The organism is Polaribacter sp. Asnod1-A03, assembly GCF_045063585.1.
Lineage (GTDB): Bacteria > Bacteroidota > Bacteroidia > Flavobacteriales > Flavobacteriaceae > Polaribacter.
In genome coordinates this window covers 1627638-1643236 of record NZ_JBEFOE010000009.1, presented here as the reverse complement: position 1 = coordinate 1643236, position 15599 = coordinate 1627638, and the positions used below count along the sequence as shown (strand labels likewise).

Annotated in this window: 13 protein-coding genes; 5 read left to right on the top strand and 8 right to left on the bottom strand. The window is 30.3% G+C overall.

The window, feature by feature from the left end:
* Positions 1 to 42 precede the first annotated feature (42 nt).
* Together ACJJVY_RS07700 and ACJJVY_RS07695 are read right to left on the bottom strand one after the other, a co-directional pair.
* Complete coding sequence (locus ACJJVY_RS07700; RefSeq protein ID WP_405606549.1) at positions 43 to 624, bottom strand: TetR/AcrR family transcriptional regulator; 582 nt, start codon at positions 622 to 624, stop codon at positions 43 to 45.
* Positions 625 to 704: 80 nt separating this feature from the next.
* Positions 705 to 1460 (bottom strand): SDR family oxidoreductase, encoded by a 756-nt coding sequence (locus ACJJVY_RS07695; RefSeq protein WP_405606547.1) that lies wholly within the window; start codon positions 1458 to 1460, stop codon positions 705 to 707.
* 348 nt (positions 1461 to 1808) lie between these two features.
* Between ACJJVY_RS07695 and ACJJVY_RS07690 the strand changes: the two genes are divergently transcribed.
* Together ACJJVY_RS07690 and ACJJVY_RS07685 are read left to right on the top strand one after the other, a co-directional pair.
* Complete coding sequence (locus ACJJVY_RS07690; protein WP_405606545.1) at positions 1809 to 4214, top strand: helix-turn-helix domain-containing protein; 2406 nt, start codon at positions 1809 to 1811, stop codon at positions 4212 to 4214.
* A 186-nt stretch (positions 4215 to 4400) separates the two neighbouring features.
* On the top strand, positions 4401 to 4772 hold the full coding sequence (locus tag ACJJVY_RS07685) for a VOC family protein (protein ID WP_405606543.1): 372 nt from the start codon (positions 4401 to 4403) through the stop codon (positions 4770 to 4772).
* An 8-nt stretch (positions 4773 to 4780) separates the two neighbouring features.
* Here the strand turns inward: ACJJVY_RS07685 and ACJJVY_RS07680 are convergent, their stop codons facing one another.
* From ACJJVY_RS07680 to ACJJVY_RS07670, 3 genes are read right to left on the bottom strand one after another with little or no spacing between them, the layout of a single operon-like run.
* Positions 4781 to 5134: a DUF4160 domain-containing protein gene (locus ACJJVY_RS07680; RefSeq protein ID WP_405606541.1), complete on the bottom strand. Its 354-nt coding sequence runs from the start codon at positions 5132 to 5134 to the stop codon at positions 4781 to 4783.
* Positions 5135 to 5139: 5 nt separating this feature from the next.
* Positions 5140 to 6825, bottom strand: a complete 1686-nt coding sequence (gene recJ, locus ACJJVY_RS07675) for a single-stranded-DNA-specific exonuclease RecJ (protein ID WP_405606539.1) — start codon at positions 6823 to 6825, stop codon at positions 5140 to 5142.
* A gap of 13 nt (positions 6826 to 6838) precedes the next feature.
* Positions 6839 to 7270: an OsmC family protein gene (locus ACJJVY_RS07670; protein ID WP_405606537.1), complete on the bottom strand. Its 432-nt coding sequence runs from the start codon at positions 7268 to 7270 to the stop codon at positions 6839 to 6841.
* Positions 7271 to 7563: 293 nt separating this feature from the next.
* Here ACJJVY_RS07670 and ACJJVY_RS07665 point away from each other — a divergent pair, with 293 nt between their 5' ends.
* Entirely contained in the window at positions 7564 to 10602 is a 3039-nt protein-coding gene (locus tag ACJJVY_RS07665) for a SusC/RagA family TonB-linked outer membrane protein (RefSeq protein WP_405606535.1), read from the top strand.
* 10 nt (positions 10603 to 10612) lie between these two features.
* A complete protein-coding gene (locus ACJJVY_RS07660) occupies positions 10613 to 12124 on the top strand; it encodes a SusD/RagB family nutrient-binding outer membrane lipoprotein (RefSeq protein ID WP_405606533.1) in 1512 nt (503 codons plus the stop codon).
* 80 nt (positions 12125 to 12204) lie between these two features.
* On the opposite strand, the gene ACJJVY_RS07655 is transcribed toward ACJJVY_RS07660, so the two are convergent.
* The 3 genes from ACJJVY_RS07655 to ACJJVY_RS07645 are packed head-to-tail and all read right to left on the bottom strand — an operon-like array spanning position 12205 to position 14910.
* On the bottom strand, positions 12205 to 12861 hold the full coding sequence (locus ACJJVY_RS07655; RefSeq protein ID WP_405606531.1) for an N-acetylmuramoyl-L-alanine amidase: 657 nt from the start codon (positions 12859 to 12861) through the stop codon (positions 12205 to 12207).
* Positions 12862 to 12874: 13 nt separating this feature from the next.
* Complete coding sequence (locus ACJJVY_RS07650) at positions 12875 to 13897, bottom strand: aminotransferase class I/II-fold pyridoxal phosphate-dependent enzyme (protein WP_405606529.1); 1023 nt, start codon at positions 13895 to 13897, stop codon at positions 12875 to 12877.
* 2 nt (positions 13898 to 13899) lie between these two features.
* Positions 13900 to 14910, bottom strand: a complete 1011-nt coding sequence (locus ACJJVY_RS07645) for a dipeptide epimerase (protein WP_405606527.1) — start codon at positions 14908 to 14910, stop codon at positions 13900 to 13902.
* 68 nt (positions 14911 to 14978) lie between these two features.
* Between ACJJVY_RS07645 and ACJJVY_RS07640 the strand changes: the two genes are divergently transcribed.
* Positions 14979 to 15575, top strand: coding sequence for a carboxymuconolactone decarboxylase family protein (locus ACJJVY_RS07640; protein ID WP_405606525.1), 597 nt, complete (start codon positions 14979 to 14981; stop codon positions 15573 to 15575).
* The last annotated feature ends 24 nt before the right edge of the window (positions 15576 to 15599 follow it).

The window sequence follows — 15599 nt, the reverse complement described above, 5'->3', positions numbered from 1 at the left end:
TTAGAACGTTTTATAAAATTATTCATCTCAACACACATTTGGTCAAACCAATAACATCATCGCTAAATTAATTGAATCTGTTAATTCCTTTTTGTTTGGGCGAATTTTGGAAACAACTTGAATACCATTATATAAAGTGTAAAAAAGAGTAGCAAGTGACTTTAAATCTTGACTAGATTTTAATTGACCACTTTCCTTTCCCTTTTTTAGATATTCAAAAAATAGGTTTATTAAATCTTGTTTGTTAGTTTCTAAAATCTGGTACAAATTTTCGTCATTTGGTGTAAGTTCAGTAGTAGTATTTACTACAAAGCAGCCTTTTCTATCTTTATCACTAACTGCTTCTTGAATAGCATTATCAAAAAGTTCAGAAAATCCAATTTTTACATTCGGCCTGTTTTCAAAAAACTGAATTAATCCTTCACTATTTTGCTTACGATATAATTCAAAAGATTTTTTAAAAAGTTTATTCTTATCTCCAAAAGTATCATAAATACTTGCTCTATTAATACCTAAATGACTCACTAAATCTTGAACAGATGTAGCGGAATAGCCTTGTTTCCAGAACAAATTCATTGCTTTGGTTAAGACCTCATTTTCATCAAATAACTTTACTCTTGGCATATATTAAAAAAATGTGGAAGCGATATCGCTTCCACAAAGATAATTTATTGGAACTATCATTCCAAATATTGTTAAAAAAATTAACCCAAAAGCGGATTAATGTTAATTCCTCCATCAATATTATATTCACTTCCTGTTATAAAAGAAGCATCATCTGAAGCTAAAAATGATATCAATTTAGCAATATCTTCTGGCTGACCGAAACGCTTTAACGGAATACGTTCTTGCATAGTTTGTGCAAAACCATTCAATTGTGCTTCTTCCATTCCTGTCTTTCCAAAAATTGGAGTAGAAACTGGTCCAGGATTAACTGAATTTATTCTGATTTTTCTTGGTGCTAATTCGGTTGCAGCAGTTCTAGTATACGAATTTAAAGCAGCTTTTGAAGCAGCATAAACAGCAGTATTTGGCATTCCAGTATAAGCATTTACCGAAGACAAATTGATAATTGATGCACCATTATTTAAAATTGGCAGAAATTTTTCCGTTGTAAATAAAGCACCTTTAAAGTTTATACTCATTTGGTGGTCAAACATTTCTTCACTTATCTGACCAACTGGTGCAGGCTGAAAAATACCAGCATTCACGAATAAGACATCAACTTTTCCGAATTCAGATTTAACCTCTGAAACCAAATCATCTATTGCTGAAAGACTTTTAACATCGGCAACAATACCTTTAACGCCAAGTTTTTGTGAAGCTTCTGCAACTTTTTCAGAATTTCTACCTGTAATTACTACAGTTGCTCCTTGACTTTTAAACTCTTTAGCAGATGCATAACCAATACCACTATTTCCACCAGTAACTATAGCAATTTTTCCATTTAATTTACTCATTTTTCTAATTTTTTAAATTAATAATAATTACAGAACGTTCATTCCGTTATGCAAACATACAAATATTAGAACGAATGTTCCAAATAAAAAAATAAATTTTAATATGAGATAATAAAAACGAGAGCTAAGACCGGCTAAAATTAATACGGGTTTGATTCTTACTGAAAGTTTTTGTGTTTTTAGTAAGTGGTTTAATCTTGTAGATTTGGCTTAGTACGTTTTCGAAAAAGCTCTACTCATTTTCTTTCCGTACTAATCCCTAACCAAAACCATCAGAGAAATTTTCAAAATCATTATTTTTTTTCAGTAAATAATTTTTGATTTATTACCTTGCATCAAAAAGTAAAAATGCCTGAAAATCCTGAATTAGAACTTGCCTTTAATTTTATCAATAAAACAGATAGAAATATCTTTGTTACAGGAAAAGCAGGTACAGGAAAAACTACTTTTTTACATCAAATTAAAAAAGAATCTTTAAAAAGAATGGTTATTGTAGCGCCAACTGGTGTTGCTGCAATTAATGCAAAAGGTGTTACAATTCATTCGTTTTTTCAAATGCCTTTTGGACCTATTCTACCAAACCAGATTGCCAATACAAATCAGCAACGTAAGTTTTCTAAAACCAAAATTGATATTATAAAATCGTTAGACCTGGTGATTATTGATGAAATTTCGATGGTTCGTGCAGATTTGTTAGACGGAATAGATCAAGTGATGCGCAGGTATAAAAACAGAAACAAAGTTTTTGGTGGCGCTCAAGTTTTAATGATTGGAGATTTGCAACAATTAGCACCAGTTGTTAGACCAAACGAGTGGAGTTTATTACAACAACATTACAATACAGTGTATTTTTTTAGCTCTAAAGCTTACCAAGAAGCTAATGTGGTTTCTATAGAACTGAAACATATTTATCGTCAGAAAAACGAAGATTTTATTACTATTTTAAATGAAATTAGAACAGATACTTTATCAGAAAAATCTGCCGAAATTTTAAATAAAAATTACAATCCTTCTTTTTCACCAACCAAAGACGATGGTTATATTACGTTAACAACTCATAATAATAGAGCCAATTTAATCAACAATTCTGAACTTAATAAACTTAAAAACAGAAGCTATCATTTTGATGCCGAGGTTTCTGGTAAATTCAGTGAAAACTCATATCCGAATGATGAAAAATTAGAATTAAAAATTGGTGCTCAAGTAATGTTTATCAAAAATGATTCATCACCAGAAAAAAGATATTACAACGGTAAAATAGGAATTGTAACCGATATTACAAGTGAAAATGTAATTGTACAATGCCCAAATGAAATTGACGAAATTGTTACCGAAAAAGAAACTTGGGAAAACATAAATTACTCAATTAACGAAGAAACTAAAGAAATTAAAGAAGACATTGCAGGTTCTTTTTCTCAAATTCCTTTACGATTGGCTTGGGCAATTACCATTCATAAAAGTCAGGGTTTAACTTTTGAAAAAGCAATTATAGATGCAGAAGCTTCTTTTGCACATGGGCAAACTTATGTTGCTTTAAGTAGGTGTACTTCTTTGGAAGGTTTGGTTTTAAAAACGCCAATTACAAGTAGCGCAATTATTAATGATAGAACGGTTAGTGTTTTTAATGAAAGCGTAGAAGAAAATCATCCAGACGAAAGTGTTTTAAACGATTCTGAAAAAGACTTTCAATTGAATTTAGTTGCAGAATTATTCGATTATCAACCTTTTTTGTATCCAACAACAAGATTAATTGACATTTTTTACAAAAACCAAACAAGTATAAAAGGAGATGTAATAGATCATTTACAAACCATAAAAGATGATGGTGTTGTTGCGTTGATGAAAGTTTCTAACGGATTTAAAAATCAGTTAGTACAAATTTCTGAAGATAATATTCTACCAGAAAATAGTTCTCAAATTCAAGAACGATTTACAAAAGCTGTTGATTATTTTTTAAATCAGACTAAAAATAATATTTTAAAACCATTAAATACTATTGAATTTTCTTCGGACAATAAAGCTGTAAAAACAGATTTTAAAAAACAGTTTGATGCACTTCAAGAAAAGTTGTTAGAAAAATTGTTTGCCTTAAATAAAATGATGAGTGGATTTAAGGTTCAAGAATATTTAAAAGTAAGAGCAAATGCTGTTTTACAAAAATCTGCACCAACTACAAAAAAGAAAAAATTATCTAATAGAAAAGATCCTTTACTAGCTTTAAAATTACGAGAATTGCGTGATGAAATTAGAATTGAAGAAAACATACCTGCTTTTCAAATATTTACGCAAGAAACGTTGTATGCAATGTGTGAAGCATTACCTAGAACCGAAAAAGAACTGTTAAAAGTAAAAGGAATGGGTAAAGTTCGTTTTTCTAAATACGGAGATGAAATATTAGAGGTTATAGAAAAATATTGCAAAGAAAACGGAATAAATAAACAGAACGAACAAAAAAGGGAAGACAAAAAACCAACCAAACAAATTACTTTAGAGTTATTTAAATCGGGACTTTCAATTAAAGAAATTGCCAAAGAACGTAGTTTAACTTCTGGTACAATAGAAAGTCACTTGGCAAGCTATATTCCTTCTGGCGATGTTGACGTTTTAGAATTAATTGACATTAAAAAATATAAGAAAATTGTAAATAATATAGAAAATACTGAATTTAAAAACCTTACAGAGTTAAAAGAAAAAGTAGATAAGTCTTTTACTTTCATGGAATTAAGAATGGTTTTACTGTCTATGGAAAATTAATTTAAAAATTTTTATAATTAAGCGCAAGTTTTATTAAAAACTAGCATCTAAAGATATATGATAAGAAACTTCTTATCATTTTCTTTTTCATAGCAATTTTTCCCACTTCTAATTTAGGAGTGGGTTTTTTATTAAAAAAAACAAAATAATTTCCTAAATTTAGAACATCAACCAAAAATAACAATTATGAAATTAGGAGCATTTTCAAACAGTTTAGCAGTAGAAGACATTTATAAATCAAAAGCATTCTATGAGAAGTTGGGATTTACAATTTTTGCTGGAGAAATTGAAAAAAAATATCTCATCATGAAAAACAGAAATGCTTTAATTGGTCTTTTTCAAGGAATGTTCGAAAATAATATTATGACTTTTAATCCTGGTTGGGATGAAAACGCCAACAAATTAGAAGAATTTGATGATGTTAGAACCATACAGCAACATCTAAAAAAAGAAGGAGTTAAATTAGAATCAGAAGCTGATGAAACTACTTCTGGTCCGGCAAGTTTTGTAATTTTAGACCCTGATGGAAATGCTATTTTAGTTGATCAGCATGTTTAGGTGTTGTGTTATAATTTTCGATTTTCATCTTTAGATTTGTTCCACATTTCTTTCATTAAATATTTTGTTTCAGGATCATTGAAAAAAGCTTCAATTCTTTTTCTATCTTTTATATCAATTTCACCTTTAAGGAGATTACAGTTGTCTAACCTAAAAGTAGCATTTATTGATTTATCCGATGATTTTACATGAAAATGAGGAGGGTTATGATCATTAGAATAAATTTCAATTTTCATATTTCTTATTCTAGAAACAAGCTCTTTAATGAAGTAAACTCCAAATTCTTCATGATAAACTGTTTTATTTATATACTTTTCTAAAATATTTATTAGAAAAGTACTTTTATTTTCTTTTTCTTCCATTTTTATTATTTCAAATCTTTTAAAACCAATTGAATCGACTTATGTCCATTCCATTCGTTTTCATCTAAAGCATAAACAATATCAAAATCATTCTGAACAAACTCCATTTTATCACCCAAACCAAAACCTATAGAATTAAAAGTTCTTTTATTATCACCTTGAAAAACATTTAGTTTTAAATGTGTTTTGTCTGCTCCAACTTGTTTTCCGTAACCATTATCTCTTACACAAGTAGATTTAAAAGTTGGTTTCATATTCATTGGGCCAAAAGGCGCCATTTGCTGAATAATTCTAAAAAATTTAGGTGTAATTTCTGATAAATCAATTTCTGCATCTACAGAAATTTCTGGAGTTAATAACTCTTTATCGATGGTTGTTTTGACAACTTCTTCGAACTTATTTTTAAAATTCTCATAATTTTCTGGCAATAATGTTAAACCCGCGGCATACTTATGTCCGCCAAATTGTTCTATAAATTCTTCACAGGCATGTAAAGCATTATACACATCAAAACCTTTTACAGAACGTGCAGAAGCTGCTAATTTATCGCCACTTTTTGTAAAAACTAACGTTGGTCTGTAATATTTTTCTATCAACCTAGAAGCTACAATACCAATAACACCTTTGTGCCAATCTTCTTGATAAACTACAGTAGAAAACCTTTCTTCTTCGTTATTATCAATAATCTGAATGATTGCTTCATCTGTAATTCTTTTATCTAAATCTTTTCTATCTGCATTAAAAATTTCTATGGCAGCAGCAAATTCAACTGCCGAATCAAAATCCATTTCGGTTAATAATTCTACTGCATAATTACCATGTTTCATTCTTCCGGCCGCATTTATTCTTGGTGCAATCGTAAAAACAACATCGGTAATTGTGAGTTCTGTTTTTTTAGTTTGATAAATAATGGCTTTAATTCCGTTTCTAGGACTTTGGTTGATCACTTGTAAACCATAATAAGCCAAAACTCTGTTTTCGCCATTCATTGGTACAATATCTGCAGCAATTGCAGTAGCAACTAAATCTAAATATGGTAAAAAACCTTCAATCGTTTGATTTCTTTTAGAACCTAAAGCCTGAATCAATTTAAAACCGACTCCGCAACCGCAAAGCTCATCAAACGGATAATTACAATCTTCTCTTTTTGCATTTAAAACGGCAACAGCTTTCGGAATTTCGTCACCAGGTTTATGATGATCACAAATAATAAAATCGATGTTTTTTTCGGTTGCATAGGCAACTTTATCAATGGCTTTTATACCGCAATCTAGTGCAATTATTAAAGAGAAATCGTTGTCTTGTGCAAAATCGATTCCCATAAAAGAAACTCCGTAACCTTCTGCATATCTATCAGGTATATAAGTTGCAATATTTGGATAAATGGTTTTTAAATACGAAGCAACTAAAGAAACTGCAGTAGTTCCATCAACATCATAATCGCCATAAATTAAAATGTTTTCGTTGTTAGCAATTGCCTTTTCTATTCTGGCAACTGCCAAATCCATATCCTTCATTAAAAAAGGATCGTGAATATCCTCTAAACTCGGGCGAAAATATCTTTTTGCTTCATCAAAACTTTCAATATTTCTTTGACAAAGAATTTGTGCTAATGTTTTATTAACTTGTAATTCTTTGGCAAGTTTTTCTACTTTTTCATTTGCAGGCTTTGGTTTTAAAGTCCATCTCATAGCAAATTTATTCTTAACCTTCTATTTCATGTAAATGAATTTCAACCTCAACTTCAGCAAATTGACGAAACATCTCCATAACTCCACAATATTTTGTAACCGATAAGTTTACTGCTTTTTGAATTTTTTCTGGTTGTAGATTACTATCTGTAAAATGATAATCTACTTTTACTTTGTTGTAAAACTTAGGATGTTCGTCTGTTAAGTCTGCAGTAACTTCAATTTTAAAATCTTCTACTTCTGCACGCATTTTTGTTAATAAAGAAACAACATCTAAACCAGAACAACCAGCTAGAGAAGACAACATTAATGCTTTTGGTGCAAAGCCAACAGTATCTCCATTATCTTGAGATTTGTCAAACATTGTAAATTTATGTCCGCTTGGGTTGTCTGTTTCAAATTGAGATTTCTCTGTCCAGACTGTTTTAACTATATTTTTAACCATTCTAAATAATTTAAAATTTATATACTATTCTTACAAAAATAGCAAAACGTGTATTAGTTAGTCGTTAAAAAGAATAGAATCTTTTTGATAAAAATGCGTTTTAAACGAAAAAAAGTAATAAAAGTGAATTTTTTTAAGATTTAACCGATTACTTAAGTGGTTATTTTTTATTGCAAAAAAAATGCAATTTTTAACTTATTGTTAATGTTTTTTGCTGTTTTTCATATTTATTTGCATTTATTATGTTTTTTTAGCTAATTTTATGAAAATATTAATCTATAAAAAGTGTTTTCATGATAAAAAAACTGTTTTTTTCGGTTTCTGTTTTCCTATTATTTACAGTTGGGTTTTTTGCTCAAGAAATTAATGTAAAAGGAAAAGTTACAGATGCCTCAGGAGAGTTGCCAGGAGTAAGTGTGTTGATTAAAGGCACATCAAAGGGTACAAGTACAGATTTTGATGGAAGGTATTCTATTAAAGTAAATCGAGGAGAAACAATTGTTTTCTCTTCTTTAGGTTTTAAACCTATTGAAATTGTAGTAAACTCATCTAAAATAAATGTAACTTTAGAAGAAGATTCTAGCGTGTTAGATGAGGTTGTTGTTACATCTTTTGGTGTAAAAAGGCAAAAAAAATCTTTAGGTTATGCTGCTCAAGCATTAAAAGCAGAAGAACTTTTAGAAGGTAACCAAACCAACATGGTTAATTCTTTACAAGGAAAAGTTTCTGGTGTAACCATAACAAGTTCTGGTGGAGCACCTGGTTCTTCTTCCGTTATTATGATTCGTGGGGGTACTTCTATAACAGGTAACAATCAACCACTTATGATTGTTGATGGATTGCCAATAGATAACTCTACAGATTCTAGTTCAGAAGTAGCAAGTACAAATAGAGCTTCTGATTTAAACCCAGAGGATATTGAAAGTATAACGGTGCTAAAAGGACCTGCAGCAGCAGCATTGTATGGTATTCAGGCGGCGGAAGGGGCAGTTATTATTACAACTAAAAAAGGAAAAGAAGGAGTAAGTAAAGTGTTTGTTTCTTCTTCTCTTTCTGTAGACAATGTTATGGGAACTCCAGATATTCAGCAAGTATATGGTCAGGGAGAACAAATTGTTCAAACAGACGGTAGTGTTAATTATAATTTAGAAAGTCCACTTTCTTGGGGAGAAGCAGTTTCTTCTGGTACAGAAACATATAATCATATAAAAGATTTTTATAAAACAGGAGTTTCTCAAAACTATTTTGCAAGTTATACTGGGGGTAATGCTAAAGGGAATACTTATTTTTCTTTAGGAAATTTAGATAATGAAGGAATTATACCAACAACATCTTATGGTAAAACTACTTTTAGAATTACACAAAATTCTAAACTTTCTGATAAACTTACTTTATCTATTTTAGGTAATTATATTAGAACAAATATTAAGAGCACGCGTCAAGGTAATGCAACAGGAGGTAGTATTACAAGTTTATTAAATTATCCTACGAATGTTGATGTTAAAGATTATATAGATGTAGACGGGGCTCAAAAGCAATTCTTTACAGGTCAACAATTCGATAATGTATATTGGAGTTTAGAAAACAGTCCTAATACAAATGAGTTAAACAGATTTATTGGGTCTATTGGTTTAGATTATGCTATTAACCAGAATTTAAACCTTTCTTATAAGTTTGGCGCGGATATTTATGACCAACATAGTAAAAGAATAACAGCAAATGGTTCTTTAAATGAATCTAGAAGCGAAGGGTATATTTCTCAATATGAAAGACTTTATAAAAAATATACTTCAAATTTTATTGCAACTTATACCAAAAAAATATCTGAAAAATTTGAGCTGAATTTGTTAGCAGGTAATACTATTGAAGATAGTAATGTAAGAACAGATTATTTAACTGGAAATGGATTCTTAGCGCCGGGTATTTATAATATTAGTAATGTGTCATCAGAAAACCAAACAATTTTAGAGCGTATAGCTAGAAAAAGAAATGTTGGTGTATTTGGAGAAATAAAAGTAGGTTATAAAAATGCATTATTCTTTAATGTTACTGGTAGAAATGACTGGTCTTCTACACTTCCTTCTAAAAGTAGGTCTTTCTTTTATTCTTCTGTGGGGGCTTCTGCTGTTCTTACAGATTTATTTGATATTAAATCAGAAAATAATGGTTTAAATTATTTAAAATTAAGAAGTACTTGGGCACAAGTAGGTAAAGATGCCCCAATTGGTCAATTAGAAAGTTATTTGGTAACTCAAATTAATGGACTTGGTAGTACCGGTTATGCATATAATGGAGTAGATGTTGGTAATGCAGCTTTAGAACCAGAGTTTACAAATAGTTGGGAATTTGGTTTTGACTCAAGCTTTTTAAATAATAGATTAAGCTTTAATGCCACTTATTATAAGAGTGTTTCAGATAATCAAATATTAACAGACATACGAGTTCCTCCAACAGCAGGTACTTTTTATGCAACTTTAAATGGTGGAGAAATAGAAAATGAAGGTATAGAAGCATTGTTGTCTGTTAAATTAATGCCTTCTACATCAGATTTTCAGTGGGATATGAATTTTAACTTCGGTAGCAATGTAACAACGGTAGTGGATTTACCAGGAGAAATTAATGAAGTTTATTTATCAGATTCTTGGACTTTTTTAAATTCTGCGGCAGGTGCAGGAGTTTTAGATGCTTCTTTATTTTCATTAAGAGGAAAAAGAGCAATTAAAAATGAAAATGGAGAGGTTTTAATCGGTGATAACGGATATCCAACCCTAACTGATGAAACTTATGCAGATATAGATAGACAACCAGATTTTACATTGGGTATTTCTAGTACCTTAAGATATAAAAACTTTGGATTGTCATTTTTATTAGACATTATAGAAGGTAACACGGTTTATAATGCAACAGCATCCGCTTTAGCTTATTATGGTGTAGGTACCACTACTTTAGATAGAGGAGAAACAACAATTATATCTGGTGTACAAGCAGATGGAACACCAAATGATATTGAAGTAACAAAAAACCAAGAGTATTATCAAAACTATTATGCTTTAAATTCAGAAAATTTTGTAGAAGATGGCTCATATACACGTTTAAGATATGTTAGTTTAAACTATAGATTAAGCCAAGGTTTATTAGACCGTTTGCCAATTTCTAATTTAGAAATTTCTTTAACAGGTAGAAACCTATTAACATTTACAAACTATAGTGGTGTAGATCCAGAAATTAACGCCTTTGGTGGTGGGGTTCCAGGAGCTGGTTCTGTAGGTGTAGATAATCTTGGTACGCCAAATACTAAAGGTTTTGATATAGGCCTTAAATTAACTTTTTAAAATATAAAAAATGAAACATTTAAAATATACAATTTTTATACTATTAGTTAGTATAGTGTTTATGTCGTGTTCTGAAGGTTATTTTGATGTAAATAGTTCAGAAACAGCACCAACAACACAGTCATTAGATCCACAATACCGTATAAAAGGTGCCATAGAAAATATGTTTACAGGTGTTATTTACAGAGGTAGTAGAGAGGTATTAGGAATAACACAACATGGAGCACAAAATGTTGCTAACTATTACTCAGAAACATGGAGTAGTTATTTAACTACAGGTAGCTATTTTTTATGGCAAAATGCCTATGTATACTCTTTACCAAACACAGCAGATTTAATTGCTTTAGGAGAAAAACACAATTCGCCAAACTTTATAGCTGTTGGTAAAATATTACGTGCTTACGGTTTTGGGACAACAACAGACCAATACGGATCTATCGTTTTTACTGAAACTTATGATGGAGTATCATCATTAAACTTAACACCAGAGTTTGAGAGTCAAGAGGTCGTTTATCAGGGAATTATACAAATGTTAGATGAAGCTATTGCTCAAATTAACGAACCTAGTGATATAGAATTAAATGCAAATGGAGGTGATGTTTTTTATAATGGAAATAAAGAACAATGGATAAGATTAGCTTACGCTTTAAAGGCTCGTTATCTAAATCATTTATCTAAGAAAAGTTCTGGAGATATGGCTTATGATGCAGATGCAATTATAGAAGCTTGTTCTCTGGCTTTACAATCTAATGCTGATAATGCTTACAGATCTTATGGTGGTGGAGAAGCGGAAAATGACAGACAACCTTTTTCTGTAGGTGGTTATGGTAGTTCTAGAGTAGATTATTTTTCACACTTTTTTGTAGAGTTGTTAAAAAACTCATTAGATTTAGATGTTGCTTATGAAGATCCTCGTCTTAAAATTATTGTACCTGAAGCCGTAAACGGAGGTTACCAAGGAGTTAGAATAGGAGAAGGTCCATTGCCAGATAATGCAACAGGAGGAGATGATTATTCTATAGGTAATGGTGGCTTTTATACTAGCCCAACATCGCCGACTTATATGATGACTTATAGTGAAGTTAAGTATATAGAGGCTGAAGCTAGATTAAGAAAAGGTGATAACTCAGGAGCCTATACAGCTTTAAAATCAGGGATTCAGGCAGATTTTGAAAAAGCAGAAGCATCATCATTAGAAACTACCGCTTATTTAGCTAAAATGGATGAAGAAATAGGAGAATCGGGTCTTACATTATCTCACATTATGGTTCAGAAATATATTACATTACTTTTTGATCCAGAAACTTGGGTAGATATGAGAAGAATGGATTATAGTGATGAAATTTATCCAGGTTTAGAGAGACCGGTAAATGTAAATTTAAATATTTTCCCTAATGATGATGATTGGATTCAAGCAATGGTTTATGAGTATAATGAAGAGGATAGAAATTATGAAAACATGCCAGACAATACAGCAAGCGTTAGATTAACAACTCCTGTTTGGTGGAATGTTACTGAATAAGAGTCTTTATTTGTTTTTAATTAAAAAAAGCTGCTAGAAAATATTTTTCTAGCAGCTTTTACTTTTATTTTATATTCTCTTTATTCAGGAGTTTCCTTAAATCCTAAATCTTTAGTGGCATTTTTAATTTTAAAAAGAAAATCTTTACCTGGATCTGTTTTTTTAGTTCTGTAACCTTCATCTTTTTCTAACCATAATTCATGGTTTTCAAAATTAGTATATTCATAATGTCCAATAACATAATTAATATCATATTTGTTTTTTAGATATTTAACAAGCCAAATGTTGGCTTTTAGTTGTTTTTCTGTTAAAGGAATATCAGTTGTTCCACCTACATTTTCTATACCAATTGCACAATGGTTTAACCCAATAACGTGTCTTGCCATATAGTTTTCTGGCATTAAGCGATAAATAGTTCCGTCTAAGTCAATCATAAATTGTGATGAAACATTTAATTGACTGGCAGTATTAATTTTGGTTCTATGACTACCAATTTTTGTGTTTACAAAGGCTCTAAAAGATTTTTCTAGTGTTGGTATTGCAGTCCAGTGTATCACAATCATTTTTGGGTCAATTATAGGAGACGTTTGTACAATACCATAATGAGATTTCATGTAATCTAATGTTAATTGCTCTCTTAATTCTCCAAACTCTATGGGCTTATCTATAATTTTAGGTTCTTTATTACATGATATAATACCAAGTAATAATATTAGAAAATAGAGTTTTGTTTTCATGATTAAATTTATATTAGTTGTTGATTGAGTTGACCAATAAGGATAATTGTTCTTTTGTATGATTTGCATTTAAAACAATTCTATTAAACTTTTTACTACTTGTGGCATAATAGAAAGAGGTAATTAAGGTTTTTTTGTCAAATAAAATTTGATCTATTTTTTCATCAGAATGAAAGAAAACAGGATATGTTTTATCAATAGTTATTGCAGAATTATCCTTTAATTCTTTAAAAACATAATCGATGTTATTTTTTAGTTTTATTAGCTGACTTTTATAAATTTCTTGAGCATTTAAAAATACTTCTAAAAAAGCAGGACTCATACCTGCGCAACCAATAAAAAGATTGTTTTTTTTGATGAGGTTTATAAAATTTGAGTCACCCGCGATAACACCTCCGTTAATACCAAATGCTTTACCTAAAGAAGAGGTAATAATTATTTTTATATTTTTCTTTTTAGAAATTAAGTTTGAAACTCCATTTCCATTATCACCTAAAATTCCTAAGCTGTGAGACTCATCAACAACTAAATAAATAGTATTAGAAACGTCTATTTCTTCTAAAAAATCTAAAGAAAAAGGTTTTGTTTCAAAAGCGGCAATTCCGTCTAAAACAATACTTATTTTTTTGTTTTTTATGGATTTTAATTCGCCATTTACTTCTAAGTTATCAAAAACAGGGAGCGCATTTTTAGGTAAAATTGCAGGATGGGTTTTAGGCATAAAATAAAAAGCATCTACAAGAGACTCTAAAGTTTTTATAGCAAATTGCCCTGCTAAAGTTCCTGAAGAAAGCGTTACAGCCGTTTCTGTTTGTAAAAAATCAGCTAAAAAAGTTTCCCCTTTTTCATAAATGGATAGTTTTATATTGGCATTTCTAGAACTTCCGTAAGAAGTGCCCCATTTATGAATTGCTTTAAAAACCAATTCTTGAAATTCTGGTAAAAAAGCCACTCCTAAGTAAGAAGTTCCGCTAAAATATAGATATTCTTTTTCGTTTAAAAATGCTGTTGTATTAGGTGCTTTTTCTAGTTGCATAATTATAATAAAGAAGCTCCAATTCCATTTTTATCAGCATAAGAAATTACTCCGTCTTTTATAGTAATTCCTTTTGCAATATCTTTTTTAAGAAGTAAACCTCCGTCCATATCTACATAATCTAAAAGAGGCAATAAATGTGCAATTGCAGAAATACCAACTGTAGATTCTGTCATACAACCTACCATCGTTTTCATGCCTAAAGATTTTGCTTTTTCTAACATTCTCTTTCCAGGTGTTAAACCTCCACATTTAGTAAGCTTTACATTTACTCCATGAAACAAACCTGCACATTTTTCAACATCACTCTCTATAATACAACTTTCATCTGCAATGATTGGTAAAGCAGAATTTTTGAACAATTTTTTAGCACCTTCAAAATCATTTGCTTTTAAAGGTTGTTCTAAAAACTCTACACCTAACTCTTTTAACTTGTAAGAGTTTTCAATTGCTTCACCTGCTGTCCATCCGCAGTTTGCGTCAATTCTAAAAATTGCGTTAGAATGTTTTCTAAGTTCTGTTACAATTTCAATATCATTTTTTGTACCTAATTTAATTTTATAAATCGGCCAAGGTAATTCTTTCATTTTGGCAACCATTTTTTCTACAGAATCGATACCAATTGTATAATCTGTCATAGGATTTTTATCAATATTAAAACCCCAAACTTCGTACAATTTTTTTCCTTGTTTACGAGCATTTAAATCATTAAAAGCCATATCTAAAGCACATAGAGCAAACATGTTTTCTGTAAATAGAGGTTTTAATTTCGCCCAAAAATCAGTAGGTTGTTCTTTAGATAAAGATTCAATAAAAGACAAGTTTTTTTGAATGGTAGCCATCATGTTTTCAACAGTAATATTGTAATAAGGATTAGAGGTAGCTTCTCCAAACCCACTAAAATTATCATCAATTAGTTCAACGATTAAAGATGGCTGAAAATCGTGTGATTCTCTAGAAATAGTAAATGTATGTTTTAATTCAAGGTTAAAAGAATGTAATTTGATTTCCATTTATAAAAGTTATATTTATCGTAAAGTTATAAAATTAGATTTCGATATTTTAAAAAATAGATAAAAATATGGCATTAGTAACACCGTTAGCAGCAGGGCACGATTTAGAAACAAAACAATTGGCAGAATTTTTTAATGAAACTTTGGGTTTTTGCCCTAATTCCGTTTTAACAATGCAACGTAGACCTGCAATTTCCAAAGCTTTTATCAACTTAAATAAAGCAGTTATGGCAAATGAAGGTAAAGTTTCTTCTGCGTTAAAAAGAATGATTGCTTGGGTTTCTAGTAATGCAACAGGTTGCCGATATTGTCAAGCACATGCAATAAGAGCCGCAGAACGTTATGGAGCAGAACAAGAACAGCTAGATAATATTTGGGAATATAAAACCCACAATGCTTTTTCTGATGCAGAAAGAGCGGCTTTAGATTTTTCTTTGGCAGCTTCTATGGTACCAAATGCTGTTGATGATAAAATTAAAGAAGAATTATATAAATATTGGGATGAAGGAGAAATTGTAGAAATGTTAGGAGTAATTTCTCTCTTTGGATATTTAAATAGATGGAATGATTCTATGGGAACAACTATTGAAACCGGTGCAATAGAAAGTGGTAATAAATATTTAGGAAAACATGGTTTTGAAGTTGGTAAGCATAATGGTTCTTAGTATTAATCAATTTTTCTGATAAAA

Excerpts from the sequence above, each read along its gene's own strand:
- ACJJVY_RS07700 (WP_405606549.1), bottom strand. The coding sequence starts at position 624 with ATGCCAAGAGTAAAGTTATTTGATGAAAATGAGGTCTTAACCAAAGCA.
- recJ (WP_405606539.1), bottom strand. The coding sequence starts at position 6,825 with ATGAGATGGACTTTAAAACCAAAGCCTGCAAATGAAAAAGTAGAAAAA.
- ACJJVY_RS07645 (WP_405606527.1), bottom strand. The coding sequence starts at position 14,910 with ATGGAAATCAAATTACATTCTTTTAACCTTGAATTAAAACATACATTT.
- ACJJVY_RS07665 (WP_405606535.1), top strand. The coding sequence starts at position 7,564 with ATGATAAAAAAACTGTTTTTTTCGGTTTCTGTTTTCCTATTATTTACA.
- ACJJVY_RS07680 (WP_405606541.1), bottom strand. The coding sequence starts at position 5,134 with ATGGAAGAAAAAGAAAATAAAAGTACTTTTCTAATAAATATTTTAGAA.
- ACJJVY_RS07655 (WP_405606531.1), bottom strand. The coding sequence starts at position 12,861 with ATGAAAACAAAACTCTATTTTCTAATATTATTACTTGGTATTATATCA.
- ACJJVY_RS07660 (WP_405606533.1), top strand. The coding sequence starts at position 10,613 with ATGAAACATTTAAAATATACAATTTTTATACTATTAGTTAGTATAGTG.
- ACJJVY_RS07690 (WP_405606545.1), top strand. The coding sequence starts at position 1,809 with ATGCCTGAAAATCCTGAATTAGAACTTGCCTTTAATTTTATCAATAAA.
- ACJJVY_RS07670 (WP_405606537.1), bottom strand. The coding sequence starts at position 7,270 with ATGGTTAAAAATATAGTTAAAACAGTCTGGACAGAGAAATCTCAATTT.
- ACJJVY_RS07650 (WP_405606529.1), bottom strand. The coding sequence starts at position 13,897 with ATGCAACTAGAAAAAGCACCTAATACAACAGCATTTTTAAACGAAAAA.
- ACJJVY_RS07685 (WP_405606543.1), top strand. The coding sequence starts at position 4,401 with ATGAAATTAGGAGCATTTTCAAACAGTTTAGCAGTAGAAGACATTTAT.
- ACJJVY_RS07640 (WP_405606525.1), top strand. The coding sequence starts at position 14,979 with ATGGCATTAGTAACACCGTTAGCAGCAGGGCACGATTTAGAAACAAAA.
- ACJJVY_RS07695 (WP_405606547.1), bottom strand. The coding sequence starts at position 1,460 with ATGAGTAAATTAAATGGAAAAATTGCTATAGTTACTGGTGGAAATAGT.